This is a genomic window from Ruegeria sp. HKCCD6647-2, from assembly GCF_057221075.1.
The window spans coordinates 432,061-456,771 of sequence record NZ_JBWVBD010000003.1 but is presented as its reverse complement, the minus strand read 5'-3'; the positions used below and the strand labels follow the sequence as shown (position 1 = coordinate 456,771).

The 24,711-nt window shown below is 52.4% G+C and carries 22 protein-coding genes and 2 pseudogenes; 6 read left to right on the top strand and 18 right to left on the bottom strand.

Annotated elements, in window-relative coordinates; genetic code table 11:
• Positions 1 to 15 precede the first annotated feature (15 nt).
• The 7 genes and pseudogenes from AC2TDJ_RS11195 to AC2TDJ_RS11165 form a co-directional block, all read right to left on the bottom strand.
• Positions 16 to 144, bottom strand: a pseudogene (locus AC2TDJ_RS11195) (IS6-like element ISPmar1 family transposase); the annotation flags it as partial.
• A gap of 209 nt (positions 145 to 353) precedes the next feature.
• Positions 354 to 617 carry an alpha-hydroxy-acid oxidizing protein gene (locus AC2TDJ_RS11190; protein WP_480842260.1) on the bottom strand — a complete coding sequence of 88 codons (264 nt, stop codon included), beginning with the start codon at positions 615 to 617 and terminating at the stop codon, positions 354 to 356.
• A gap of 151 nt (positions 618 to 768) precedes the next feature.
• A complete protein-coding gene (locus AC2TDJ_RS11185; protein ID WP_480842164.1) occupies positions 769 to 1,836 on the bottom strand; it encodes an ABC transporter ATP-binding protein in 1,068 nt (355 codons plus the stop codon).
• 7 nt (positions 1,837 to 1,843) lie between these two features.
• Positions 1,844 to 2,674, bottom strand: coding sequence for an ABC transporter permease (locus tag AC2TDJ_RS11180; protein ID WP_480842162.1), 831 nt, complete (start codon positions 2,672 to 2,674; stop codon positions 1,844 to 1,846).
• An 8-nt stretch (positions 2,675 to 2,682) separates the two neighbouring features.
• On the bottom strand, positions 2,683 to 3,522 hold the full coding sequence (locus AC2TDJ_RS11175; RefSeq protein ID WP_480842160.1) for an ABC transporter permease: 840 nt from the start codon (positions 3,520 to 3,522) through the stop codon (positions 2,683 to 2,685).
• A gap of 51 nt (positions 3,523 to 3,573) precedes the next feature.
• Positions 3,574 to 4,749, bottom strand: coding sequence for an ABC transporter substrate-binding protein (locus tag AC2TDJ_RS11170; RefSeq protein WP_480842158.1), 1,176 nt, complete (start codon positions 4,747 to 4,749; stop codon positions 3,574 to 3,576).
• Positions 4,750 to 4,839: 90 nt separating this feature from the next.
• Positions 4,840 to 5,463 carry a TetR/AcrR family transcriptional regulator gene (locus tag AC2TDJ_RS11165; protein ID WP_480842156.1) on the bottom strand — a complete coding sequence of 208 codons (624 nt, stop codon included), beginning with the start codon at positions 5,461 to 5,463 and terminating at the stop codon, positions 4,840 to 4,842.
• A gap of 420 nt (positions 5,464 to 5,883) precedes the next feature.
• Between AC2TDJ_RS11165 and AC2TDJ_RS11160 the strand changes: the two genes are divergently transcribed.
• The 3 genes from AC2TDJ_RS11160 to AC2TDJ_RS11150 all read left to right on the top strand — a co-directional run bounded on the left by AC2TDJ_RS11160 (position 5,884) and on the right by AC2TDJ_RS11150 (position 8,821).
• On the top strand, positions 5,884 to 6,777 hold the full coding sequence (locus tag AC2TDJ_RS11160) for an alpha/beta hydrolase (protein WP_480842154.1): 894 nt from the start codon (positions 5,884 to 5,886) through the stop codon (positions 6,775 to 6,777).
• Positions 6,778 to 6,874: 97 nt separating this feature from the next.
• A complete protein-coding gene (locus AC2TDJ_RS11155; RefSeq protein WP_480842152.1) occupies positions 6,875 to 7,315 on the top strand; it encodes a nuclear transport factor 2 family protein in 441 nt (146 codons plus the stop codon).
• Positions 7,316 to 7,384: 69 nt separating this feature from the next.
• Positions 7,385 to 8,821 (top strand): gamma-aminobutyraldehyde dehydrogenase, encoded by a 1,437-nt coding sequence (locus AC2TDJ_RS11150; protein WP_480842150.1) that lies wholly within the window; start codon positions 7,385 to 7,387, stop codon positions 8,819 to 8,821.
• Between the two features lie 146 nt (positions 8,822 to 8,967).
• On the opposite strand, the pseudogene AC2TDJ_RS11145 reads toward AC2TDJ_RS11150, so the two are convergent.
• Both AC2TDJ_RS11145 and AC2TDJ_RS11140 read right to left on the bottom strand, forming a co-directional pair.
• Positions 8,968 to 9,201 (bottom strand): annotated as a pseudogene (locus AC2TDJ_RS11145) (IS6 family transposase); the annotation flags it as partial.
• 141 nt (positions 9,202 to 9,342) lie between these two features.
• Positions 9,343 to 9,834 (bottom strand): helix-turn-helix transcriptional regulator, encoded by a 492-nt coding sequence (locus tag AC2TDJ_RS11140; protein ID WP_480842148.1) that lies wholly within the window; start codon positions 9,832 to 9,834, stop codon positions 9,343 to 9,345.
• 248 nt (positions 9,835 to 10,082) lie between these two features.
• Between AC2TDJ_RS11140 and AC2TDJ_RS11135 the strand changes: the two genes are divergently transcribed.
• On the top strand, positions 10,083 to 11,300 hold the full coding sequence (locus AC2TDJ_RS11135; RefSeq protein WP_480842146.1) for a flavin monoamine oxidase family protein: 1,218 nt from the start codon (positions 10,083 to 10,085) through the stop codon (positions 11,298 to 11,300).
• Between the two features lie 643 nt (positions 11,301 to 11,943).
• Here AC2TDJ_RS11135 and AC2TDJ_RS11130 read toward each other — a convergent pair.
• The 7 genes from AC2TDJ_RS11130 to AC2TDJ_RS11100 all read right to left on the bottom strand — a co-directional run bounded on the left by AC2TDJ_RS11130 (position 11,944) and on the right by AC2TDJ_RS11100 (position 20,285).
• On the bottom strand, positions 11,944 to 12,753 hold the full coding sequence (locus AC2TDJ_RS11130) for an ABC transporter permease subunit (RefSeq protein WP_480842144.1): 810 nt from the start codon (positions 12,751 to 12,753) through the stop codon (positions 11,944 to 11,946).
• Between the two features lies 1 nt (position 12,754).
• Positions 12,755 to 13,675 carry an ABC transporter permease subunit gene (locus AC2TDJ_RS11125; RefSeq protein ID WP_480842142.1) on the bottom strand — a complete coding sequence of 307 codons (921 nt, stop codon included), beginning with the start codon at positions 13,673 to 13,675 and terminating at the stop codon, positions 12,755 to 12,757.
• Positions 13,672 to 14,832, bottom strand: coding sequence for an ABC transporter ATP-binding protein (locus AC2TDJ_RS11120; protein ID WP_480842140.1), 1,161 nt, complete (start codon positions 14,830 to 14,832; stop codon positions 13,672 to 13,674). The genes AC2TDJ_RS11125 and AC2TDJ_RS11120 overlap by 4 nt, the downstream gene beginning before the upstream one ends.
• A complete protein-coding gene (locus AC2TDJ_RS11115) occupies positions 14,826 to 16,271 on the bottom strand; it encodes an aldehyde dehydrogenase family protein (RefSeq protein ID WP_480842258.1) in 1,446 nt (481 codons plus the stop codon). Before AC2TDJ_RS11115 ends, AC2TDJ_RS11120 begins: the two co-directional genes overlap by 7 nt.
• A gap of 86 nt (positions 16,272 to 16,357) precedes the next feature.
• Complete coding sequence (locus AC2TDJ_RS11110) at positions 16,358 to 17,452, bottom strand: polyamine ABC transporter substrate-binding protein (RefSeq protein WP_480842138.1); 1,095 nt, start codon at positions 17,450 to 17,452, stop codon at positions 16,358 to 16,360.
• Positions 17,449 to 18,909 (bottom strand): NAD(P)/FAD-dependent oxidoreductase, encoded by a 1,461-nt coding sequence (locus tag AC2TDJ_RS11105; protein ID WP_480842136.1) that lies wholly within the window; start codon positions 18,907 to 18,909, stop codon positions 17,449 to 17,451. The genes AC2TDJ_RS11110 and AC2TDJ_RS11105 overlap by 4 nt, the downstream gene beginning before the upstream one ends.
• Positions 18,910 to 18,917: 8 nt before the next feature.
• A complete protein-coding gene (locus AC2TDJ_RS11100; protein ID WP_480842134.1) occupies positions 18,918 to 20,285 on the bottom strand; it encodes a glutamine synthetase family protein in 1,368 nt (455 codons plus the stop codon).
• A gap of 121 nt (positions 20,286 to 20,406) precedes the next feature.
• Between AC2TDJ_RS11100 and AC2TDJ_RS11095 the strand changes: the two genes are divergently transcribed.
• Both AC2TDJ_RS11095 and AC2TDJ_RS11090 read left to right on the top strand, forming a co-directional pair.
• Positions 20,407 to 21,276: a LysR substrate-binding domain-containing protein gene (locus AC2TDJ_RS11095; protein ID WP_480842132.1), complete on the top strand. Its 870-nt coding sequence runs from the start codon at positions 20,407 to 20,409 to the stop codon at positions 21,274 to 21,276.
• Between the two features lie 122 nt (positions 21,277 to 21,398).
• Positions 21,399 to 22,757, top strand: coding sequence for a flavin monoamine oxidase family protein (locus AC2TDJ_RS11090; protein WP_480842130.1), 1,359 nt, complete (start codon positions 21,399 to 21,401; stop codon positions 22,755 to 22,757).
• A 113-nt stretch (positions 22,758 to 22,870) separates the two neighbouring features.
• On the opposite strand, the gene AC2TDJ_RS11085 is transcribed toward AC2TDJ_RS11090, so the two are convergent.
• Complete coding sequence (locus tag AC2TDJ_RS11085; protein ID WP_480842128.1) at positions 22,871 to 23,254, bottom strand: nuclear transport factor 2 family protein; 384 nt, start codon at positions 23,252 to 23,254, stop codon at positions 22,871 to 22,873.
• A gap of 10 nt (positions 23,255 to 23,264) precedes the next feature.
• Positions 23,265 to 24,710, bottom strand: coding sequence for an aldehyde dehydrogenase (locus tag AC2TDJ_RS11080; protein WP_480842126.1), 1,446 nt, complete (start codon positions 24,708 to 24,710; stop codon positions 23,265 to 23,267).
• Position 24,711 lies beyond the last annotated feature (1 nt).

Genomic DNA, 24,711 nt, shown 5'->3' with positions numbered 1-24,711 from the left:
CACAGACCCAAGCGCATCAACGAGCGCGCGGAGTTCGGCCATAATCTCTTCCAGACCCCGATACGACACTCTGTACCGCAGATAGAAGTACACAGCGTACAAAACCGCATCCTTGGGGAAATGGCAGCCTTTCAAAGAGATCATTCTGAAACCTGTTCGAAAACTAATCGACGGGAACAATCGTCAGATCACGAGTGCTCGTCAATTGGGCCTCATAGTTTGCGACACATCCTCCCACATTCCGGCGTCCGATCTGTTTTCGAGAAACCTCGAATCTAAGTCCGTGCCTGCGGCCTTCCGGATCTTTTCTCGCGTGTTCGGCGAAAATACGTCGAGAACTGCTATGGGGCCTATCACGCGGTAGTCTCCTTTGATGGCGTTGCGGTTTTAGGTGGCACCACCAGTTTATTGGCGAGGTCCGAAAGGTCACGCGCGCCGATCTGGCCCATATTGGATTTCAGGTCTTTGGCCAGCATATCGATCAGGTGAGCTGGGCCTTTATCTCCAAGCGCTGCGATTGCGTAGTGGAATGCCCGTCCAAGCATGACGAAATTCGCCCCTAGCGCCATCATCCGGAGGATATCGAGGCCGCCTTCAACCCCGCTGTCGCAAATGATCGGCAGAGAGGTTGGGGAAGTGACAGCCTTTCAAAGAGATCATGCTTAAGCCTGTTGGAAAACTATTCGGAGGGAACAAACGTCAGATTTTGTATACTCGTCAATTGGCCCCCAAAGTTTGCGACACATCCGGTGAAACGCTTGCAATTTTTCAGTCACGCAAGAACACGCAGTCGCGCTCGTCCCAGGCAAGCGAAACTTCAGTTCCTGCAGGATAGTTATCGCATTCGGCGCGCCGCTGTTGTTTAACCATAACTGTCGTTTCGTTGCCAATGCGAAGCCTGTAACGATCCACGTCGCCTCCATAGACAACCTCTTCAACAATGGCCTCCACAGCAGCATCTTTTCGCGCCTCCGAGTTGAGTTTGATTTTCTCTGGGCGCAACACGATACACCCGTCGGTGGCCGATTTTGCTTCGACCTCGCCTGGAAAACGACAGCCATCTCTCATTTCGAAATTACCGTCCTTGTTCGCCTTAACAGGAATAATATTTGCTTCGCCAATGAAGTCGGCCACAAAAAGTGACCGGGGGCGTTCATAAAGTTCAAGCGGCGCGTCGATTTGCTCGATCTTTCCATCGCGCATTACTGCGACCCTGTCAGACATGACAAGGGATTCAGATTGATCATGCGTCACCGAGATTGTCGTAATGCCCAACTCTTTCTGGATGTGCATGATCTCGAGCTGCATTTCTTCGCGTAGTTTTTTGTCAAGAGCACCTAACGGTTCGTCCATGAGCAAAACCGAAGGCCGGAACACCAACGCACGAGCCAATGCAACCCGTTGTTGCTGACCACCGGACAACTGGTGTGGGAAACGGTCTTGAAAACCTGGGAGACGTACCATTTCCAGCGCTTGGCCGACTGCACCAGCGCGATCACGAGTAGAAACGCCCCGCATACGCAATGGAAAACCAACATTGTCGCCCACGGTCATGTGAGGGAACAGCGCATAGTGCTGGAAAACCATGCCAAACCCCCGTTGGTGACTAGCCAGATTGGTTATCGGTTTGCCGTCCAGCAAGACTTCACCGCGATCGGGTTGCTGGAAACCTGCAATTACGTTGAGCGTTGTTGTCTTGCCGGAGCCACTTGGCCCGAGAAGCGAAATGAACTCCCCAGCCGAGATTTCCAAGTCAACATCGTCAACGGCCACTACGTTGCCAAACTTACAACTGATGCTGTTCAATCTGATTTCGCCAGTATCGCTTTGTTTCATCTATCCTCTAACCTCCCAAAAGGTCGCCGGTTTGGCCGGTGGCTTTTCTTTGCCGCCATTTGACGGTCTCGATCCCTAGAAGCGTCAGGGAAGAGACAGAAAGAAAAATGGTTGAGGCGGCTGCAATGGTCGGATTTGTTTCAAATCGCACCCCCTTCCAGAGCTGGATCGGTAAAGTGGCCTCGGACGCACCAATAACAAACAGCGTGATCAAGAATTCGTTGAAAGATGCGAGAAAGGATAGCAGCGCTGCGACGACGATTCCGGTGCGCAACAACGGAAATGTGACGTGCCAAAAGGCCATTCCCGGATTGGCCCCCAAGCTCATCGCGGCCATTTCATAGGTCGAGTCCATTCGCCGCAGCGTTGAAGAGACGACAACCACAACAAAGGGCATCGCGATGGTTGTGTGCGCAATTACAAGGCCGGGAAGCGTTCCAATAAGTCCCAACGACGACATGAGACCGAACTGGGCAATTGCAATCAGGATTACAGGCACAACTAGAGGAAGCAGAAACAAGCCTGTCAGAATTAAACTGCCCCGCAGATTTCCGCGCACCAAGGCCAATGCAGCTGGCACTCCAAGGAACAAGGAAACAACGGTTGTTAGAGATGCAACAGCCAGGCTTGCCAAAGTTGCTTTTGTCCATTCTGGCACCGTGAAGTATGCCTCATACCAGCGCAGCGAGTAGTCGGCTGGTGGAAAGATGATAAGGCTTGAGGCTGAGAAGGAGATCGGCACCACGAAGAAGGCTGGCGCGACCATAAACAAACCGATAACCGCAACCAAGGCGCCAAACAAGATTCTCCCGGTTCGCAACATGCGAATGTTTTTCATGGGTTGACCTACCTTTGGTTTCCTAAGCGGCTCAGCCGGGTGTATAGCCAAAGCAAAAAGGCAGTCGAAACAAGAAGCAGCAGCGCAAGTGCCGAAGCCAATCCCCAATTGAGTGTTGACCTGCCAACGGACTCGATCAACTGAGCGATCATAGTTTGTTTCGGGCCACCAAGTGTAGACGGTGTGATATAAAACCCGAGCGCTAAGACGAAGACCAGAAGCGCCCCCGCTGCCACTCCGGAAAGGCTCAAGGGCACAAAGACATGAACGAATGCTCGGATAGGGGAGGCCCCCAACGCTTGCGCTGCAGTTAATAGGCGAAGGTCGATGCCGCGCATAACGCTGTAAAGAGGCAAGATCATAAAGGGTAGCATGATGTGGATCGAACCGATTAATACTGCGAGATCGCCGAACAAGAGCGGAACCGGACGGTCTACGATGCCGAGGCTGACTAGCGCATCGTTGATCGGACCCTGCCGGCCCAACAGTACCACCCAGGAAAACGCTCGGACGAGATCGCTGGTCCACAAAGGGAGAAGCAACGCTATGATCATAAGCGTCGCGACCCAGCCTTTCGCCCTGACCAGAGCATATGCATAGGGATACCCGATTAACACTGCACCAATCGTAACAAGAGCGGCGATTCTGAATGTATTCAGCAGAACCAAAGTGTATGCCGGCGTATCTAGGACGGCCTTGAGGTGAACAGTAGTGAATCCGGGGTCAAAAATGCTGCGTGAAAGTACCACGAATAGTGGAATTACAACAATCAAAGAAAGGAAAAGGGCGCCGGGCAAGATTACCAAGATCCATCCGGCGCCTTTTCTCTTTGAATCCGGCCTCAGCATCAATTCACTCAGGCATTGATGCGGAGGTTAAAGACTTAGGCTCTTGGCAATTCATAGTATCCATTTGGCCCACCGCTCATAAACGTGTTCGATATTCGCTTTTCCCTCGCTGTCTGGCTTGGTCCACCAATCAAGATCAACGGCAACTGTTTGCGCCTGGATGTCCGACTTTGCGACCGAAACATCGAGAATCTCGGCGGGGAGTTTATCTGTTGCCCCGGAAGACACCGGACCGCCGGGATAGGCTTCGGCAAACTGGGCTTGAACCTCAGGCCGTAGTGTAAACTCAATGAACCGTGTCGCGTTTTCCTGATGCGGCGCGCCCTTGGGGATGACCCAAGCATCATAGTAAAGTAGACCTTGGTTCCAAATCCAGTCGACAGGACCACCTTCGAGACGGTTGCGGAAAAAAGTTGGTGCTGCGGCAGGCGCCATGTCCAATTCGCCCTGTGCCGTCATGGTGGCAGCATTCTTGCCGTAACCAGTCCATGCGGTGATATGCTCACGGATATCAGACAAGTACTCAAAGCCCTTATCGATATTCATTGGGTAGAGATCTTCTGGCGCCACACCGTTGGCGAGGAAAGGAATCTCGAAAGGAGGCGGCTCATAGCTCATTTCCGTCATGCCGCGAAGCGCCTGGAACCCCTCGACATTCCAAAGGTCACGCCAACTTGTTGGACGCTTAGCTATGCTTGACGTATTGAAACCCAACACCCAGGGCCAATAGAAGATGCCGACGCTGTCGCGCTGACGGACGGAAGGCTCAACTAAGCCCAATACGTCTTGATTCATCGCCTCGTAGTTAATGGGCTCAAGATACCCTTTGTTCGACAACAACCCAGCACCAACAAGCGAAACCTCAGCGAGATCCCATGTAACATCCCCTGCGTCGACTTGTGCCTGAAGTAACGCCGGGTCCGGTTGCTGTGGCGCAAGAACAATCTCAATCCCGGTTTCTTCCGTAAATGGGTCGAATTGCGCGCGGCGCTGCGCTTCGCCAAAACTGCCACCCCAGCTGGATACTACAAGTGTATTCTCACTAGCTTCGGCACGGCGCGGCGAAGCCGAAAGGATCAGACTGCTTCCCGTTATAGAGAGCATCGCACTCATCATTGCTGATGACAGGCCCAGTTGCCCGCTCCTCCTTAGGAAAGCGCGTCGAGAAACTTTCCCAGCTGCTAAGTCGTCCGCTAAGCGACGAAGCTCACCAACATCGTTCTTCATGGCCTTCTCCTTTATAAAAGTTAAAATACTTTTGTAAGTCGACTTTCATAAAAGTTCTTGAACCCTTCCTTGTCAAGCTCTAGTTGGAGGCTAGCTCGAAATGCCACTGTAAATCGTCTTGATATGCTGCCTAATGGATGCCCTTATGACGTCGTTGCTGATCTCAGCGCCCATCATTCGAATCCGGAAATAGCCGCGGGAAATTATGTCGATGAGTTCCGCAAGCTTGCGGAGATCCTCCCCTTCGCAAATTTGACCGCGCTGTTGGAGCAAGCTCAATAGGATCTCAAGCTGGCGAGTGAGCACACCGTCACCCACCAAGTATGCGCGCCCAAGAGACTCAGGGTTACGAATCGCCTCTGAAGCGACCACTCGCCAAAGTGCAAGTTCACTGGATCCCGGAGTGCTTTCGAAAAGATCGGTATTTTGCTCGACTATTAGAGAAAAAATGGCTTCGACCGGATCATCAGGGGGATTGGCCAACACCCGCTGACCAAGAGCAGAAATTCGATCCAAGTCGAGCCCTTGCAACCCCAGCAGGAGCTCACTCTTCGATTTAAAGTACCTATAGAGCGTTGGAACTGCGACTTCCGCCTCCGCAGCAATCTCGTCAATCGATGAGTTGTTGAATCCCTTTTCAAGGAACTTTTTTTGAGCCGCTTGCAGGATGGCATCCCGCCGGCGTTCCTTTTGCCGCTCCCTCAAACTTTTCATGTCATCCCACTCTTTCTGTTCTTTAATTCCAACCTTCAGTCACCAATTTAATGCCAAAGCAGCGGGAAATCCAATGTTAACTAATTTTTGTTAGTTGACTTTTATTTTTTATTTGACCATCTTCCGATACCAACTGGACCGTCACCCCGCTTCTGGGTGCAAGTTAAACTGTCGGCCAAGTCCACTTCATTACGCGAGGCTAGTATAATGACTTATGACCCATTCGAGCGTGGCCCCCATCCCGTCGGAGTGACGAGTCAGGCATGGCCCGACCAAGAACGTGGTCGATCACTTGACGTTGAAATCTGGTATCCAGCGAACAGAGATTTCCTTGGCCAGGATATGGACCCGGGCACTCAAGACACCTTTTTCGCGCCTGGTCTCAGCGCAGAGCCTGGCTCTCAAGTACACCAACAAGCAGTGCGTGATGCCGATCCATTAGCTGGACCGCACAGTGCGGTCCTACTGGTCCACGGTTATGCTGGACATCGTAGAGAGGCCACGTTCATAGCTACTCATCTCGCTAGCCATGGGTTCATTGTTGTTTCTGCAGATCACACCGGCAGCACATTTGTCGACATCAACCAAATTGTTGAAGAAGCCAGACAAAACGGACGTCGCTTCAGCCGCACCGAGTTTCAGCCAACGTTGATCGCGGACCGCAAGGGCGATGTCCCCTTCTTGGTCCAAAACATAGTTGAGAGATTAGATGTTGCCCAAGATGGCTTAGGCATCACCGGCGCCAGCTTTGGTGGATGGACATCCCTGATGGCACCTACACTGCACCCCAAAATTGTGGCTAGCGCGCCTATGTGCCCTTCTGGCGGCAGTGCGCCGATCTATCCTCGTGACAAAAACTATGCCGCAGAAGCGCTCGATTTTGATTGGCACGACGGTGTGGCTACAATGTTCATGGTAGCGGATCGGGATTCCTGGCTTCCGCTATACGGCCAAATCGAACTGTTACACCGTGCACCGGGCAAGAAACGAATGTTCGTGCTCGAACGCGCCGACCACAATCACTTTGTTGACGACGTCACAAGTGGCCACGAGTGGCTTCGTGAGTTCACGGCAAGCCTTGCCGAAGTTGAGATAGTTGGCGGCGTCGACTGGGCCGGAATCGCGAGGGGTATGCTCCCGGCAAGCGAACTAACAGATGGCGAAAAAGCCAAGCTCTGCTGGCGCGGCCTATGCGTTGCGCACATGGATGCCATCCTACGAAAAAACGCCAAAGCGAAGAACATGCTGGAAGACGATGTTCCCGCTCTACTCGCCACTCTCGATATTGATGTCGTAGAAGTTCGAGGTCGATAATGAGCAGTATGACCGCTTTGGCCTTACACTCGTCCGGCTCTCCGATCGCCGGGACCAATGCTGTTGCTTCCAACAAGAAACGAGAGTTCTGACTGATATGGAAAACGTTTGGCCACCGGCACGGCTCGACGCGTCAATCACATTAACGCCCGAAGCAGTCGTCGAGGAATGCTATCGCTTGATTGGGTTTCCCCCAGGTTCGCAGCCCAATTGGGAGGAGTTTAAATCACTGTTTCAGGAGCAGGCGGTGCTTAGTCTGCGGGTCTTCCCGGAGGACGAGTGTGTGACAGTGATGAACCTAGACGAATACACCATTATTCAGATGCGACCAGGCATGAAAGAGGACGGATATTCCGAAACAATTGTATCTGAGGAATGGTTTATTCAAGGCGATTTTGCGCTTTGTAAAGTTCTGTTCGATATGACGTTCGGTGACCAAAAACCCGTAAGATGTTTCGATAGTTTTCATCTTGTTAAGAAAGATGGCCGTTGGTGGATCGTTTCGGTTATCGGTGAGACCCGGGATGTTGAGAACTAAATAATGGTCTGTCTTCGCCACAAGGTCACATGATCGCCACACCCTGTCCGGTCACCATTCTTCAAAAAAATGGAGAACAATATGGAAAGCAAAATGCTAATCGATGGTACCTTCGAGGGCGGTAGCGAAGCCGCCGAACGGGTCCTAAATCCACGAACCGGCGAAGTGCTTCTGGAGATGCCTGAAGCGAACTCAGAGCAAATCAATCGGGCTGTGTCCGCAGCAAAGGCGTCGTTCTCTAGGTGGTCGCGCACTTCTCCGGCCGAACGCTCTGCTCTCCTGTTGGCAATCGCCGATGCGGTTGAAGCAAACCTTGAAGAACTTGCGGAGCTTGAGTCGCTGAACTGCGGCAAACCGATCAACGAGACCCGCAACGAAGAAGTGCCCGCAGTTGCTGACTGTTTCCGCTATTTCGCCGGAGCCGTCCGCAACATGCATGGCCCTATCGGCGGCGATTACATGGATGGTCACACTTCGTTTATTCGTCGCGACCCAATCGGTGTCGTGGCTTCGATCGCACCTTGGAACTATCCTTTAATGATGATGGCTTGGAAACTGGCCCCAGCTCTCGCCGGCGGCAATACGGTGGTAATGAAACCGTCGGAGCAGACACCGCTCACCGCGCTCAAGCTGGCCAAGATCATTTCCGATATCATTCCTAATGGGGTATTGAACGTGATCGTCGGTCAGGGCGCTAGCGCCGGTAACACGCTGATCAACCACCCAGATGTAGAAATGGTTTCCATCACAGGGGACATCGCAACTGGCAAAAAGGTTCTCAAGGCGGCAGCCGGCACAGTCAAGCGCACGCATCTCGAATTGGGAGGTAAGGCGCCAGTCATTGTCTATGACGATGCCGATCTGGACCGCGTTGTCGAGGGCCTGAAATCGTTTGGTTACTATAATGCAGGTCAGGACTGCACCGCGGCATGCCGGATTTATGCCGGTTCACAAATTTATGAACGGCTCGTCGCCGAACTGTCCTCGGCGGCGGCGTCGATCGTTTTCGACAAAGCCGACGACACGCTTAACGAAATCCCACCGCTGATCAGTCAGCGTCAGCGCGATCGCGTTGCCGGCTTTGTTCAACGTGCGGCTGAGCACAGTCACATGGAAATCACTGCGGGCGGCGCAATGCACGAGGGAACCGGGTTCTACTACCAGCCTACCGTGATCGCTGGGGCGATGCAGCAAGACGAGATCGTGCAAAGCGAAGTTTTTGGTCCGGTTGTTTCCGTAACGAGGTTCACAAACGACGACGATGTTATCAGCTGGGCAAATGACAGCCGATACGGCCTCGCTTCGTCGGTTTGGACAAACGACGTCGGGAAAGCGATGAGCGCTGCTGCGCAGCTGCGCTATGGTTGCACTTGGGTCAATACGCACTTCATGTTGGTTAATGAAATGCCTCATGGAGGACTGAAGCAGTCCGGCTATGGCAAAGACATGTCTATGTATGCACTCGAAGACTACACAGCCGTACGGCACATAATGCTTGCGCACTAACAGAGACTATTCACAGCGCCGCGGCGCCGTTCGACGACTTCCAAGACTGCTGTCTGGACCAACAGCGGCATAGGTTGAATCTACAGCGAACCTGATCCTCCAAAACCAATCAAAAGCTCGTGTTCCAAATCACTCGATGACGGACACGTCTCGTCCATGCGCCAGGAACTCAGCGTCGGGCGTTTCTTCGATTGCGCTCTCGCAGCGATCATCGGTGAATTCTTCACGACCCACCTGTTGAGAATGGCGTGGTCGACCCGCACACCGTGTTCGGCCGTGATCTCTTCCAAGTCCCGATACGACACTGTGCACCGCAGGTAGAAGTACACAGCGTACGAAATTGTATCCTTGGGGAAATGGCAGCCTTTCAATGAGATCATGTTGGAACCTATTCGAAAACTATTCGACGGGAACAAACGCCAAACTCCACTCGCCAGTCAATCGGGCTCCTGAGTTTGCGACGCGTCCCTAAAGACCTCGTCGCCACATCGAGCAAAGCAAGTACATTTTGCCAGTGCAAGTCACAACCTGTTCGAGATCGTGTGCCCTCCGGAAAGGTCTTCAATTAAAGCACTCAGAAGTTCGTTTTTGTTCGCAAATCCAGACTTTTGATAGATGCGTGCTGCTTGAGCCTTAACGGTTCCCTCCGCTGTTTCTCTCATACCGGCGATCTGCGCGTGCGTGCACCCCTTGAGGATCAGCATCAGCACATCTTGTTCCGCGGCGGACAGTTTCCAGTTCGTGGCGAAGGAGGCCACAGTAGACTTGAAGGCTGCTTGCGAGGACTCTAACTGCGCACCCATTGTGGAAATGGAATGACGCATCCTCCAGATTTCGCATCCCAGGATAACCGCTACTAAAGCATTCAGATAGCCCCAGGGAAGATACCAGAAATCCCAGGCAAAACCTTCCCAGATTCCGCCAATTTCGACCATGATCTCCGCCGAAAGCTCTGCCAATACATACAGTGCGAGATAGCTCGCCGAATACACAAAGCGTTTGCTGGTTTGCATCGATGCCAATCCCGTTCATTTTGCTGTCAGCTTACTAGCGACAAGCATAAACCATGGTCATAGGTGGCGTACACTTTAGTCGAATCACTTTCACTAGCGGGGATAAAAAAGCAACGTGAAGGCAATTAAAATACAATGTTTTCAATTGTTAATTAGATTTGGGCGGATTTAGTCACACAGGCATCTCGATTTTGACAGGCGCTCACCACTTATGTTCTTCAGGTCTCATCATATCAAAGAGGCCTAATATGAATCGCCGTCAGTTTCTGTCCACCTCCGTCGCTGCGCTTGGTTGCGGGTTCAACGTGTCACCGTTGAACGCCAAAAGCTCCCGGGCGCCCGTGGGCTACATCCGGTCCAATTGGAGCCGTGATCCGTTCAGCTACGGGTCCTATTCATTCTTTGCAAAGGGTTCTGCGCGACGAGACGTCCATGCACTCGCGCAACCCATCGACAAACGTGTCTACTTCGCGGGAGAAGCAACACACCCGTTGTACAACAGCACCGTGCACGCGGCATATGAATCCGGCCTACTTGCAGCGGAAGACATCTCTAACACTGATGCCCGGAGCATTGCGGTGATCGGCGCTGGGATGAGTGGCTTGACTGCGGCCCACACGCTGGCTGGCGACGGTCACGATGTCGTTGTTCTGGAGGCTCGCCACCGGATCGGTGGGCGCATTTGGACGGATGATCAGCTTGGGCTGCCACTCGATATCGGCGCAAGCTGGATCCATGGGAACGAGGGCAATCCTCTCATTGAAGAAGCCTCTCGTCTCGGTGTTGAAACAAAGCTGACTATCGACACGTACGTAGCCCGGGGAGGTGACGGCCGCGTTCTGGCAGAACACGAAGCCCCTAAGTGGTTGGACGAGGTTCTCAACATCCAGCACAGCGCGGGCGCCGGATCCGACGAGATCAACATGACTGCCTATTGGCGCGACAATGATTACGATGGCGGCGATTTTCTTTTTCCTGCCGGTTATGTTGAACTCTTGGAGGATAAGACCAACGGAATTGATCTGCGCCTGGGATGGCAGGCAACTCGTGCCGAAACTGGAGATCAAGGCGTGGTTATCCAAAGCGCAGCGGGTGAAAGCCTGAATTTTGATGCCGTCTTGATCACGGTTCCCCTTGGAGTCCTCAAAAGCGGACGCCTGATCTTTGATCCTCCGCTACCAGAAAAGAAGCAATCCGCCATCGACCGGCTGGGAATGGGCGTTCTGGACAAAGTCTACCTAAAATACCGAGAAGTTTTTTGGGACTCAGAAGCGACCTGGATCGCGACACCCGAAAACGGACTACCGCAAGGACAGTTCAACCAATGGCTGAACCTCTATCCCTACACTAGGCAACCGGTCATCATGGCATTCAACGGCGGTCAACCCGCGCGCGACCTGGCCGGACTCTCTGACCGCGTTATCATTGAACGCGCGGTTTCCACACTTGATCAAGCCTATCCTTGATACAAAGAGAGTAGACCCAACGTGGGATGCATGCGCAATCGAACTAATGAAGGGCAGGAAGCTCGGAATGAGTTGTCTGATCGCTCGGCCTAGATCCAGTTAATTTGCACTTTGAAGAACGGTTGCCGATTGCATCGTTGTCTTTGCGGACGACATCGGCCGCTGCATGATGGAGATTCGCGCGTGGAGCCTTTTAAGAGTAGAGGACGCTCTCAACTTATTCAGCGGCGCAACACCCTCAACGAAAAGCCTCTGCTCCTGGGTTCTGTTGCAAGATCCTCCGGCGGTAACTGCAACATCTGCATGTCCCCTGTAAGCCGCGTTAGCAAGGGCTCCGAAATGGTAAAGTGGGCTGGCAAGTACGCTGTTTGGGCGAGTTCAATCCCGGTCAGCATCAACAGTCGAAGTTGATTGCCAAACCTCGCCGACCAAATCTGTCGATCTTGACTCAAGCCGGGTTTGATTCTGTTTGATCAAGAGTTCTTAAGTAACGTGTTCGTCCGCAGCCGAGCCCAGTAGCTCTTGTGCTTTGGACAGCTCATTTATTTGAACAGCCATAGAGTTCTTTGCCATCCAATTAATAACCTTAATGCCCTCAGAAATGCCTGTTCGAAGTTGAAACTGATCGTGCATTGTTTGCGCATCAATGAACGTTGGCTTTGTTTTTTTGAGTGCGCATCATTATCGCGCCAGCGATCGCCACGCCCAAACCTACGATCAAGATCATTATAGTGGCCAGCGCGTTCACGTCGGGGCTGACGCCCAGGCGAACTTTCGAAAAGATGATCATGGGGAGCGTGGAACTACCCGGACCTGAGACAAAGCTCGCAATTACCAAATCGTCCAACGATAGTGTGAATGCCAGAAGCCAACCGGATAGAATTGCTGGCGCTAGCGAGGGGAGCGTTACATCAAAAAAGACGCGGACAGGACGTGCACCAAGGTCGCGCGCTGCCTCCTCAATGGATTGGTCCATGTCAACCAGTCGCGATTCAACGACGACGGCGACAAAAGCAAGACAGAAGGTGGAGTGCGCAATCACAATAGTTGTTACGCCGCGTTCACCGGGCCAGCCCATTGAAGCTTCCATACTGATAAACAGTAAAAGTAGGGACAAACCGGTGATGACTTCGGGCATAACGAGCGGAGCCAACATCATGCCACTTAACAAGGACCGAAGCCGGAACCTTCCAAAGCGCACCATGACATAGGCGGCCAGCGTACCCAACGTCGTACCAATCAACGCCGAGTAAAGGGCAATCTTTAGGCTGATCCACGCGGCACCCAACACTTGTTTGTCGGACAATAGGACACCGTACCATTTGGTGGACCACCCGCCCCACACAGTGACCAGACGAGATTCATTGAAGCTGTAGATTACGAGTGACACGATCGGCGAGTACAGGAAAACGAAGCCGAAAACCGTGATGCAGATGAATACTGTTCGGACCATGCTACACGCTTTCCTTTTGAACAACTTGTTGACTGCGCAGCCACATGATCGGCGCGACAACAAAGACAAGCATGACAACTGCGACGGCTGACGCGACAGGCCAATCTCTGTTGCTGAAGAATTCGTTCCAGATCACCCGCCCAATCATCAGAGTATCTGATCCGCCGAGAAGAGTTGGGATAACATACTCGCCAACAGCCGGGATAAAGACCAGCATAGAGCCCGCCACAACGCCAGGCACAGACAGCGGAAGGGTGACGTTCACGAAGGTATGAAAGGGCTTAGCACCCAAATCTGCGGATGCTTCCAGCAGATCATTTTCAAGTTTCGTCAGCGTCGCATAAATGGGGAGAATCATGAAAGGAAGGTAGGAATAGACGATACCCACATAGACAGCGGCATCAGTTCGAAAAATCTCCAGTGGCTCGGTGATAATCCCGAGTGACAAAAGCACGTTGTTGATTACACCATTGGTATTCAAAAAACCGATCCATGCGTACACACGCAATAGAAACGAAGTCCAGAAAGGCAGGATTATCAAGAGAAGCAGAACGTTTCTGCGGGAAGGATGTGCCCGCGCAATTACATAGGCCATCGGGTAGCCCAGAAGCAGTGCCAGACATGTTGAGATGGTTGCTATCTTCAGGGAAGACACAAAGGAATCGAAGTACAGACGGTCTTCCAATATCCACAGGTAGTTTGCGAAGTTCAATTTGGCCAACAAAGAGCCATCTCCAAAACTGAAAATCGGTAGATATGGTGGCTGCGCGATCACGGCTTCCGAGAAAGAAATTTTGAAAACAACTAAGAATGGCACTAAGAAAAACAGAAGCAGCCAAAAAATAGGGATAGCCCCCGCCAACCACCGGCCCAAAAACGAACGGCGTGGTGCGTACTGCATGTGATGTCCAACAATGCTCATTGTTGAAGCACCACGCCAGCGTTATCGTCCCAACTCACGAAGACTTTGTCGCCGCTTGAAAGCCCTTGGTTCACGCTGCGCACTGTATTGACCTGCATGACCTGCACTGTTTTGCCTTGCGAAAGGCTGACAATGATCTTCGATTGTCCGCCTACATATCCAATCTCTTGGACGGTTCCTGCGAACGAGTTGTTTGGTTGATCTGGCCTAGTTTGCGTCAATCGAAGTTTTTCTGGTCTAATGGCAAACCAAAGCCGCTGATTGGGCGTGCAACTGACGCCATGGTGAATGTGAATCGCTTCGTTGATTTCAGGTACATTCAGGGTGATATGATCCGGCCGGTCTTCGACTACGAAGCCTTCGAACAAATTCACTGAGCCAACGAATTCTGCGCTGAAACGGCTATTTGGAAACTCATAAACTTCCTGGGGATCGCCGAGCTGCACTATGTCTCCTTCGCGCATAATCCCGATGCGATCCGACAGTGTCATCGCTTCGTCTTGATCATGGGTCACCACTACGAACGTGATACCCAGTGTTTCCTGAACTTTGATGAGCTCAAATTGTGTTTCTTCGCGCAGTTTCTTGTCTAACGCTGCGAGTGGCTCATCCAAGAGAAGAAGTTTAGGGCGCTTGATCAGTGAGCGTGCCAGCGCGACGCGCTGTCTTTGTCCTCCGGACAATTGATGTGGTTTGCGGTGTCCCAAACCCGCCAGCTGGACAAGGTCAAGCATTTCGTCGACCCGCGAACGGATTTCTGATCGCATTACTCCTTCGCGGTGAAGTCCATAGGCGATGTTCTTGGCGACATTCATATGTGGGAAAAGCGCGTAGGATTGGAACATCATATTGGTAGGACGGGCAAATGTCGGAACATCCGTCATATCGACGCCATCAATTTCGACTGTACCGGATGTTGGAGTTTCTAAACCCGCCAGCATCCTCAAAAGGGTGCTCTTTCCGCTGCCGGACGCGCCCAGAAGGCTGAAGAGCTCGCCTTTATAAATATCCAAAGAGACTCCGTTCACAGCGACCACTGAACCGAATTGCTTTCGTACATCGCGGATGCGCACGTACGGTTCGGATACTACGTTTTGGAGATTGGTCGGTGCGGCAGATAGGATGAGGTTTTCATCATGCTTATTTGTGTTCAACATGACCAACCTTTCGGCGCAGAAATGGTCTTGGTTTCCAAGAAATCCTCGATGCCAAAAAGTCCGCCTTCTCGGCCATTGCCTGAAGTTTTGTATCCGCCGAACGGACTTCCGTAATCCAAATCAGTACCGTTTATATGCACCATGCCCGATTTAAGTTTTTGGGTTACACGGGCTGCGCGGTTCGGGCTGCCTGTTTGAACATAGGCCGCCAGTCCATACGGAGTATCATTCGCAATATCGATAGCGTCTTGCTCGGCGTCAAAGGGCAGTATGCAAAGAACGGGTCCAAAAACCTCTTCACGTGAAATTGCCATTTTGTTGTCGACGTCCGCAAAAACCGTCGGACGAACGAAATGCCCAGCATTCATGTGTTTTGGTCTGCCAACGCCTCCTACCAAAAGCCTTGCGCCTTCGTTGATACCCGTGTCGATTAACCTTTGAACGTGCTCAAATTGAGTTCTAGAGACCAACGGCCCAAGGTGATCTCCTGGTTCCTCTGGATTTCCCACTGAATGCGCTGAAGCGGCTTCCTTGGCGACGGCAATGGCTTGATCGTAGACGCTGCTTTGCACCAACAAGCGCGTCGGGGCGTTGCAGGATTGACCAGAATTCATAAAACACAGGTCTACGCACTCTTTGACCGCTTTGGGGACGTCTGAATCTTCGAAGACTATGTTTGGCGATTTGCCACCTAACTCTAAAGTGACGCGTTTGACGGTTGTAGATGCGCTTTTGGTTACTGCAACACCAGCGCGTGTCGAACCAGTAAATGATATCATCGCGATATCACGATGACGAGACAGAGCTTCCCCTACTTGAGGCCCTTCGCCATTGACCAGATTAAACACACCAGGTGGCACACCGGCCTCGTCAAGAATGTCGGCATAAAGCATTGCGCTAAGCGGTGTGATTTCACTGGGCTTAAGAACCATTGTACATCCCGCAGCTAGCGCTGCGAGAACCTTTAATGCGATCTGGTTGACCGGCCAGTTCCAAGGCGTGATAAGTCCGCACGGACCAATCGGCTCACGCAGTATCTGGTCTCCGTTAGGAAGGTCCTCTTTGAATTTGAGATGTTCCAAAGCTGCCAGAATTCCGTCCAAATGACCTAACCCGACAGGAACTTGTGCACTCTTAGAAAGATCGATGGGCGCTCCGAGTTCTGCGGTAATCACACGCGCCATGTCTGGAGCACGTTTTTCGAATACAACTCTGATCTTCCTTAGAAGCGAAATCCGTTCCTGCACGGTCCAGTTCGAAAATTCTTCGAAAGCGGTGTTTGCAGATTCCACTGCATTATCAACGTCTTCCTCTGTTCCAAGCGAGATAGAGGTAATAGCGTCTTCGGTAGCAGGGTTTTCGACGACGAGACATTTTTTTCCATGGGGGTCTACCCATTCGCCGCCAATGAAAAACTTGAGATCTCTATTTGTACGCATCACGCCATATCTCCGAAGACAAGATTTCTGGTTGTGGACCGATCGACTGGCGCCCTTTTTTCACGTGAGCGCCAGCCAGCTTCAGACTACTTATTGGTTTTGATTTCAGTCCAAAGACGTGTCAGCAATCGATCGGTCTTCTTGTCTTTCACTTGGTTCGCCCAAAGCTTGGATTTGGCTTCTACGCTTGGGAAAATCCCGGTGTTTGAGAGGATATCCTTGTCAATAAGTGGGATCGCGGCCTCGTTGGCGTTCGCATACCAGATAGTGTTCGTGAAATCGGCTCCAACTTTCGGCTCTAGAACAAAGTTGATGAAGGCATGTGCCGCTTCGGGATTGGGGGCGTCAGCCGGAATGGCCATCATATCCATCCACTGATAGGCACCCTCATTCGGAATTACATAGGAGATGTTCACGTCACTCCCGGCCTCTTCGGCGCGCGCTTGGGCAATGAATACGTCGCCGTTCCACCCGATTGCCGCGCAAATCTCACCAGATGCCAGATCGTTCAAGTACTGCGCGGAGTCGAACGCTCTTACGTGAGGTCGCACAGAACTCAAAAGATCGGCGGCGGCTTCCAAGTCCTCTTTGCTTGTGGAGTTGGGATTTAATCCCAGGTAATTGAGTGCAGTTGGCATCACATTGGTCGGAGAATCCAAGAACATGACGCCGCAATCGGCCAACTTTGCGATGATCTCCGGCTTGAAAACGAGATCCCACGAGTTCACGACATAGTCATCGCCCAGCCGCTCGCGCACCATATCAACATTGTAGCCAATGCCAGTTGTACCCCAAGCCCAAACAATCGCATGAGTGTTGCCTGGGTCATAGACAGCTGCAGAGTTCATAATGGTTTGATCTAGGTTTTCCCAATTTGGGATTTTGCTTTTGTCCAGTGGTTGAAAGATGCCGATAGCTGCCTGCCGCTGCAAGAAATCACCTGATGGAACAACGACGTCATATCCGGAACTTCCCGCCAACAACTTGGCTTCCAAGACCTCGTTGCTTTCATAGAAATCGTAGACTACGTCGATTCCGGTTTGATCAGTGAATTCTTGAACAGTAGTTTCGCCAATGTAATCCGACCAATTATAAACATGTAGCACTTGGCCTTCCGCGCTTGCCGATGCAGTGCTCAGGCAAAATGCGATGGCGCTCAGGTGGTAGACGGTTCGTTTCATTTTTTACTCCCTGCTTGGTTTGTTGACCTGTTTGTATTGGTCGCAACGCAAGCATTCGGTCGCTGTCGTTGCCTTGAATCCTTGCCGCCCGCCCAAAGCGGACGGTTGCTCCAAGCATCTATTGCCGAATAGGCCAGCAAAGCCGCGTTGATGGTGGAACGTCTTGGTCCATAGATACGAGGGGGCAGTTTTCGAACGATTTCTGGCAGGCGTAGTGCATCTTTTTCGGGATCGTCCGATGCCATGATACGGGCTTGTTCGATGCCCATCCAAGTAGCGTTGTTAAGCCCGCTTCCATGGCAACCTAGCGCGTAACCGATGCTTGGATCACTCGGAAGGCAACCCAGCGCCGGAACGCCGCGCCGCGTCACACAAACCAATCCATCCCATTGATATGACACATCGACATGTTTCCAGCAGGGGAACATCCTTCGAAACTGCGTGTTCAGCCAATCCGCCTTGCGCGCCCTTGCTGCCCGGCTACCGATTGTATCGCCACGCCCACCGATCAGAAAACGATTGTCTGGCAACAGTCGGTAGTAAAACAATTTGTTGTTGGACGTATAGACCGGCGTTGTAGATTTGAAACCTGCGCGCTCAAGCTCCGAGTGTTCCAGTGGTCTGGTAACAAGAATGCTTGATATCAATGGCAAGACTCGGCGGTTAAACTCTGAGTTTAGGTGATCCGAAGTATACGCGTTTGTCGCGACAATTACGCGGTTCGCACTGATCGAACCTTCAGCGGTTCTTAGGACATGCTGTTTCCCAACCTTGCACCAATCCAGCACGCGCGAGTTGCAATACAGCTGTGCGCCATTGCGGGCTGCAGCTCTGGCCAAACCTACGGTGTACTTTAGCGGGTGAATGCCACCACCACCGTGAATATGGAGCCCCCCACAAACGAAATCGCCGCTGTGAATCCGAGATTTGAATTCAGCTTCGCTGAGATACTCGACCTCTTTTCCTGCAATTGCCTCATGGACCTTAGGTTGCATCTGAAGATCCAAAGCGGCGCGTTTGGAGGTCGCAGCAACGACAACGCCATCACCAGTGGCTTCAATATCGATGCCTTCGTCGCGGGCGAGTTCGTAGATCAGTTCAGTCGCACGATATTGTTGATCAGCAAAATTTCTAGCGGCATCAATCCCATATTTTGTGCACATTCCCTCAAGCGACAGCTTACTTGCCATGCCGGAATTGAAGCCTCCGGCGCGCCCCGATGCGCCCCATCCAACGCGGCCTGCCTCAAGTACGGCAACTTTCTTGCCATATTGCTTTGCGAGTTTGAGCGCAGAAACCAAGCCGGTTATTCCGCCGCCAATAATGGCTACGTCGGCCTCCAAATCTTCCTGGAGGTTGGGGAAATCTGGGATATGCGACGTTGACCCCCAATAGCTGTCTGGTAGCTCCCCAAACTGGTAGGTATCTCTGTGATAGACGTCTTTGAGCTTATTCATTTCAAACCTCAAAGATACCAGTCGTATTCGCGTTCCGTAATTTCTGAGAAATAGGAGTCGAGTTCCGCTGATTTGATATCGGCATAAGCAGCCGGATAGTTCCCGCCAAAATACTCTTTCAAGAATTCTGAGCCGCGCATCTTTTCGAGTGCTGTCCACAGTCGTGTGGGCATCTGCGGGTCGACCTCGGCACCAGCATTTCCTGTTTGTTTGTCGGTCACGGACAGCTTCTGAGTGAGTCCTTGGTGAATGCCTGCTAGGATCGCCGCAACAACGAGGTAGGGGTTGGCATCAGCACCAGCGACGCGGTGTTCGATCCGACGCGCTGTATCCATTGAGTGGGGTACGCGGAAGGCAACAGATCTGTTATTGTGGTCCCAAGAATTATTGACGGGTACGAAATTGTCGGGCGTAAAGCGCCGATAGGCATTCACATTCGGAGCAAAAAACGCGAAGCACTCGTACATCGTCTGTTGGAGGCCGGCGATCGCGTGACCAAGGCTGTTTTGCCCTACTTCCTCAACACCGCCAAAAATGTTTCGACCAGACCCGTCCAGCACGCTGAGATGGATATGCATTCCATTGCCGGATTGGCCGATAAATGGGTAAGACATGAATGTCGCATCGTATCCATGTTGCTGTGCAACGCCGCGGACTGCTCGCCGCAGCAGTAGAGCCTGATCACAGGCAGATACTACGTCGTTTGTATGGGCTAAGTTGACTTCATATTGCCCGCGTCCATACTCGCTACTGGCGGCGCCAGCGGGAATGCCCTGAGCCTCGCAAACTGCGTCGACGTCCCGCAAAAAACTGCCAAATTCATCAAGTTTTTCAAAGCTCAGGACCCTGGGTGCTTCGTTAACTCGCCCTGTTAATGGAGAACAGGGAGACTGAATTAATCCAGCGTCGTCACGTGAAGGAGCAATGAGATAAAACTCCAATTCACAGGCGATCACTGGCGTCAGATCAAGCTCGGCAAACCGCGCCAAGACCCGCTTGAGAATGGACCTTGGATCGAACCACCATCCCAAAGGATCCGCATCGTTCTTCATTTCGATGAGGCACTGGGCCAGGGCGTTGTCAGACCATGGTACTGGCTTGAGCGACCCAACGATCGGCATACAAACCGCATCTGGATCACCATCGGAAAACCCTATGCCGAAGACATCATGGCATTCACCTACTACATCCAGCATTGTTGCGCCCGCGCAGAACTGTGTGCCGCTTTTATAGAGGCTTTGAAGGTCTTTGATCGGATAGCGCTTGCCAATAGGTTTTCCGGCAAGATCGAACAGAATAGCGTCCACGAACTGCACATCTGGATGCGCGTTCCGGAAGCTGTCTAACTCGCTGTTGTTCTCAGGTTTCGTTAACAATTGCGCCCCCTAGGTTGGCCGGTTTTTTTCACGTTACGTGCCAACGTGAATTCAACAACTTGAGTTATTCTTCCGCTTTGGATACTTTTTGACTCCAATGAGAGAACCGAAACTTCCCCCTTTGAACGCCATCAAGGCCTTTGATGCAGCAGCGCGCCATGGTGGTTTTCGTGCAGCAGGAGAGGCGATGAACGTCTCTCATGGCGTTGTTGGACGGCATGTACGGCTACTTGAGCAGCGTATCGGCGTGGAGCTATTCGCAACCAAGAGTAGGGGTGTGGAGTTGACCGAAGAGGGTCGCTACTACCACGCTACGATTTCCAAAGCTCTCCGGATGATTAGCCGTGCTACTGCCGAGCTTGAGGCGGAAGGGCAGGCACGATTCGTCCGAATTGTTGCGGTACCCGGCCTTGCTTCGAAATGGCTAGGACCTCGGCTGCGAGAGCTCACAAGTGATCTGCCCAATGCGCGGATCGTGATTACTGCCGATGACAGTTTTGACGCCGTGTTGTCGGGGGAGGCAGATTTTGGAATAGGATATGGCTCGCGGGCCGAGTTCGCAGGCAGGCTTGAGCCTCTCGCTCATCCAAAGGTCTTTCCGGTCGCGTCACCAAAGTACCTTCAAGAACACGGGCCGTTTGATGGTATCGAAGACCTCTATGGCGCGGACTGCTTGGATGAAGATTTTGGTGGCTGGTGGGATATGTTCTTTGAAGATCACGGGTTAGTCAGTCAGCGCGCGACACAGCTCGTTTTTTCGTCAGCGTCTCAGGTCGTGGATGCTGCCCTTGCCGATCAGGGGATAGCTTTGGTGAACCCGTTCCTGGTTGAACCTTATTTGAAGTCCTCTGCTCTTTTGCGCGTGACGGACCTGGAATTTGATGGCGGAACCTATTGGATTATTCGCCCAAAAGGTAAGGTCACTAGCCATATCGCCGAAACCTGTATCGAGCGGATTGTGGACCAAGCAAAGAAAACTAACCTGTCGTAAGACATCCAAATTCCCAAAGCCTTCGACGATATCATTCAACAAAGCGCACAGAACGTATAGGTGCCAAAAAGCTCCCGGTGTGGAGACGTATTTGACATCGTTCTTTGGCCGAAGTGGCAGTAATGCTCAGAGATAAAGCTTATTGGGAGAGCATCGTGGTTCAGCTAGACCGAAGACAATTTCTTGCGGCTGCATCAGCTTTCGCGGCGACAGGTGCGACTGCAAATGCGGCATCAAACAATCCTGAGGTTGTGGTCATTGGTGCGGGTGCAGCTGGTATCGCAGCAGCACGAAAACTGATCGCAGGCGGGGTCGACGTCGTTGTTTTGGAAGCCAACCGTCGCATCGGAGGCAGGATTTACACCGATACGTCGTCATTCAACACACCTTACGATACCGGCGCACATTGGCTTCATAATGGGGCAAACAACCCATTTGTGCGCTACGGGAAGAAAAATGGCTTCTCGCTCTACAAGGCTCCAGACAATGAGGTCCTGTTTGTTGGAAACAGGCCGGCCAAACCTGAGGAACAGTCAGCATACGAAACAGCGTCAACCGCTCTTGTCTCCGCAATCGAAGCAGCGGGCGAGGCAGGCAAAGATGTCAGCGCAGCATCCGTTGCGCCAAAGACGGGCGAATGGGATCGCACGGCGCAGTTTCAGGCCGGTCCTTATGAGATGGGAAAGGACCTGAGAGACTTCTCGTGCTCGGACTGGTACACCGGTGAGGGCGGCGTCGACTGGTTTTGCAAAGAAGGCTTCGGCAGGCTCTGGCAGCACAGCGCGCGAGGAGTCCCTGTTCAGTTGCAAACGATGGCAAAGACCATTCGATGGGGAGGGAAGGGCGTCACAATCGATACGAACAGGGGTAGTATTCGTGCGAAGGCATGTATTGTAACAGTATCCACCGGCGTATTGGCAGCCAATGGAATCCGTTTCTTGCCCGCGCTCCCTGTGATCAAACAAGAAGCATTCGACGGAATCTCAATGGGTCTCTACAACCATGTAGCACTTGAGTTTAAGTCAAACATCTTTGGCGCCCAACCGGATACCTTTTTGACATATCAGATCGGAGCGGACGACCCTGGCGGGGTCGGTTTTTTGACCAACGTTTCAGGGTCAACGCTGACGCTAGCTGATTTCGGCGGGGACTTTGCTTGGGAAATTGAAAAACAAGGGGACCAAGCAGCCATTGACTTTGCCGTTTCTCGTTTGCGCGCAATGTATGGCTCAAAGGTCGGAAATGCGCTACAAAAGGCCAAGGCGACCAATTGGGGTAGAGACCCATTGACCCGTGGGTCCTACGCCTCTGCCAAGCCGGGCGCGCAGCATCTTCGGCGTGTTCTAAGGCAACCAGTCGGAGGCCGTATTTGGTTTGCTGGTGAGGCCTGCAGTCCAAGCGAATGGGCAACGGTCGCAGGAGCCCACAAAAGCGGCCAGAAAGAGGCTAAGAACGTCATTCACGCTCTTAAGAAGACTTAAAGATAACGGGATGTCCGATCCTTAGCCATCGGTGTCTCGGGTTTTTCGGCGTTTCCGCGGGTCTATCGGTCATGAAACGGCCACTTCAGGAAGTTTTTGAAACCTACCGGCACTCAGAACATGCCATTGTCATGTTTACTGATCTTGGGAATGACTTGCAGCACATCCCAGTGCTCGACAATCTTGCCATTGTCATCCAACCGGAAAATATCGATCCCGGCATATTCAAGGGAATCAGGCCAGACTTGGTGACAGTGTAGTACTACCTTGTCACCCTCGGCCAGCGCGCATTTGATTTCAACGCGCTTGCCAGGATAATCACGCGCCATTTCCTCGAAATAGGAAATGAACCCCTCTTTCCCCGACACGACTTCTGGATTGTGCTGGATGTAGTCATCACCCACATAAGTTTCGATTGCTTCACGTGGCTTGCAGTCATTGAACATCATTTCGTAGAACGCGGAGACGTTACGCTTGTTTTCTTCGAGATTTGCCATGGTAACTTCCTCAGAATGGGTATTGCTGGTGCGGATCCTCAATGGTCACCCAGCGAATTGAGGTAAATGCGTCGATGGCAGCTTTGCCGCCAAACCGACCATAGCCGGAGTCCTTGACGCCCCCAAATGGCATCTGGGCCTCATCGCCCACGGTGGGACCATTAATGTGGCAGATACCACTTTCGATCCGATCCGCCACAGACATCGCGCGCTGGATGTTCGAGCTATATACTGAAGCCGACAAACCATAGGCGGTATCATTTGCCACCCGGATTGCTTCCTCGTCATCTTTCACGCGAATTATCGGCTTTACCGGACCAAAGCTCTCTTCTGCATAGATGGTCATCTCGGGCGACACACCATCGATCAGCGTCGCCTCGACAATCGAACCATTCCGACCGCCACCGGCGATGACTTTCCCGCCCTTGGCGGTTGCATCTGCAATGATCTCTTCCATTTTTTTGGCAGACTCAGGGGTGACAAGAGATCCCAAGACAACCTTTTCGCGCGGATCGCCGGCAGGCAGTGAATTTGCCTTTGCCGCGAACGCCTCAATGAACTTGTCCGCGATACCCTCGTGCACGATAACGCGCTCGGTCGACATGCAGATCTGGCCCTGGTTCATGAAGGCTCCGAAGGCTGCGCCGTTAACCGCACCTTCGATATTCGCGTCGTCCAACACAACCATAGGGGCCTTTCCACCCAGTTCCAGCAAAACCGGTTTCAGATTCTCGGCGGCCTTCTTAGCGATGATGCGGCCGACACCTGTCGATCCGGTGAAGTTGATGTGGCGAACTTCTGGTGTGGCGATCAACGCCGCTACGACGTCCGCAGCATCTTCTGGAGCGTTGGTGATGACATTAAGCACACCATCCGGGAAACCCGCCTGCCGAAACACTTCACCGATTGCGAGATGTGTTGCCGGGCACATTTCGGATGCTTTCAAAATCGCCGTGTTGCCACAGGCAATTGCCATCGCGACCGAACGGGTCCCCAGAATAATTGGCGCATTCCAGGGCGCAATACCAAGGCACACACCCAAGGGTTTGCGTTGGGCCATCGAAAGGGTCCCGGGTTTATTGGCCGGAATGATCTCTCCGGTGATCTGTGTCGTCATCGAAGCCGCCTCGCGCAAAATGCTCGCCGCCAGCATGCAGTTGAACCCGGTCCAGGGCGCGGTTGCGCCGGTTTCCTTTGTCGCTGTGGCGATTATTTCAGATGTCAATCCTTCAAGAACATCCGCAGCCTTCAGCAATAATCCGCGACGCTCTGCCGGACTGGTTTTTGACCAGGTGGGAAAGGCTTCGCCCGCGGCCTTAGCTGCAGCCTTCGCATCCGCAACTGACGCTGCCGGAGCAGTAGTTGCGATGTCACCTGTTACTGGATCAAGACGCTCGAAGACACGCCCATCCTGCGCGGCGGCGTCAACGCCGCCGATCAACATTGAAATTGCCATT

Bases quoted from the DNA above. Each gene is read 5' to 3' on its own strand.
- AC2TDJ_RS11185 (WP_480842164.1), bottom strand. From the start codon at position 1,836: ATGAAACAAAGCGATACTGGCGAAATCAGATTGAACAGCATCAGTTGT.
- AC2TDJ_RS11180 (WP_480842162.1), bottom strand. From the start codon at position 2,674: ATGAAAAACATTCGCATGTTGCGAACCGGGAGAATCTTGTTTGGCGCC.
- AC2TDJ_RS11175 (WP_480842160.1), bottom strand. From the start codon at position 3,522: ATGCTGAGGCCGGATTCAAAGAGAAAAGGCGCCGGATGGATCTTGGTA.
- AC2TDJ_RS11170 (WP_480842158.1), bottom strand. From the start codon at position 4,749: ATGAAGAACGATGTTGGTGAGCTTCGTCGCTTAGCGGACGACTTAGCA.
- AC2TDJ_RS11165 (WP_480842156.1), bottom strand. From the start codon at position 5,463: ATGAAAAGTTTGAGGGAGCGGCAAAAGGAACGCCGGCGGGATGCCATC.
- AC2TDJ_RS11155 (WP_480842152.1), top strand. From the start codon at position 6,875: ATGGAAAACGTTTGGCCACCGGCACGGCTCGACGCGTCAATCACATTA.
- AC2TDJ_RS11150 (WP_480842150.1), top strand. From the start codon at position 7,385: ATGGAGAACAATATGGAAAGCAAAATGCTAATCGATGGTACCTTCGAG.
- AC2TDJ_RS11140 (WP_480842148.1), bottom strand. From the start codon at position 9,834: ATGCAAACCAGCAAACGCTTTGTGTATTCGGCGAGCTATCTCGCACTG.
- AC2TDJ_RS11135 (WP_480842146.1), top strand. From the start codon at position 10,083: ATGAATCGCCGTCAGTTTCTGTCCACCTCCGTCGCTGCGCTTGGTTGC.
- AC2TDJ_RS11130 (WP_480842144.1), bottom strand. From the start codon at position 12,753: ATGGTCCGAACAGTATTCATCTGCATCACGGTTTTCGGCTTCGTTTTC.
- AC2TDJ_RS11125 (WP_480842142.1), bottom strand. From the start codon at position 13,675: ATGAGCATTGTTGGACATCACATGCAGTACGCACCACGCCGTTCGTTT.
- AC2TDJ_RS11120 (WP_480842140.1), bottom strand. From the start codon at position 14,832: ATGTTGAACACAAATAAGCATGATGAAAACCTCATCCTATCTGCCGCA.
- AC2TDJ_RS11115 (WP_480842258.1), bottom strand. From the start codon at position 16,271: ATGCGTACAAATAGAGATCTCAAGTTTTTCATTGGCGGCGAATGGGTA.
- AC2TDJ_RS11110 (WP_480842138.1), bottom strand. From the start codon at position 17,452: ATGAAACGAACCGTCTACCACCTGAGCGCCATCGCATTTTGCCTGAGC.
- AC2TDJ_RS11105 (WP_480842136.1), bottom strand. From the start codon at position 18,909: ATGAATAAGCTCAAAGACGTCTATCACAGAGATACCTACCAGTTTGGG.
- AC2TDJ_RS11090 (WP_480842130.1), top strand. From the start codon at position 21,399: ATGCTCAGAGATAAAGCTTATTGGGAGAGCATCGTGGTTCAGCTAGAC.
- AC2TDJ_RS11085 (WP_480842128.1), bottom strand. From the start codon at position 23,254: ATGGCAAATCTCGAAGAAAACAAGCGTAACGTCTCCGCGTTCTACGAA.
- AC2TDJ_RS11080 (WP_480842126.1), bottom strand. From the start codon at position 24,710: ATGGCAATTTCAATGTTGATCGGCGGCGTTGACGCCGCCGCGCAGGAT.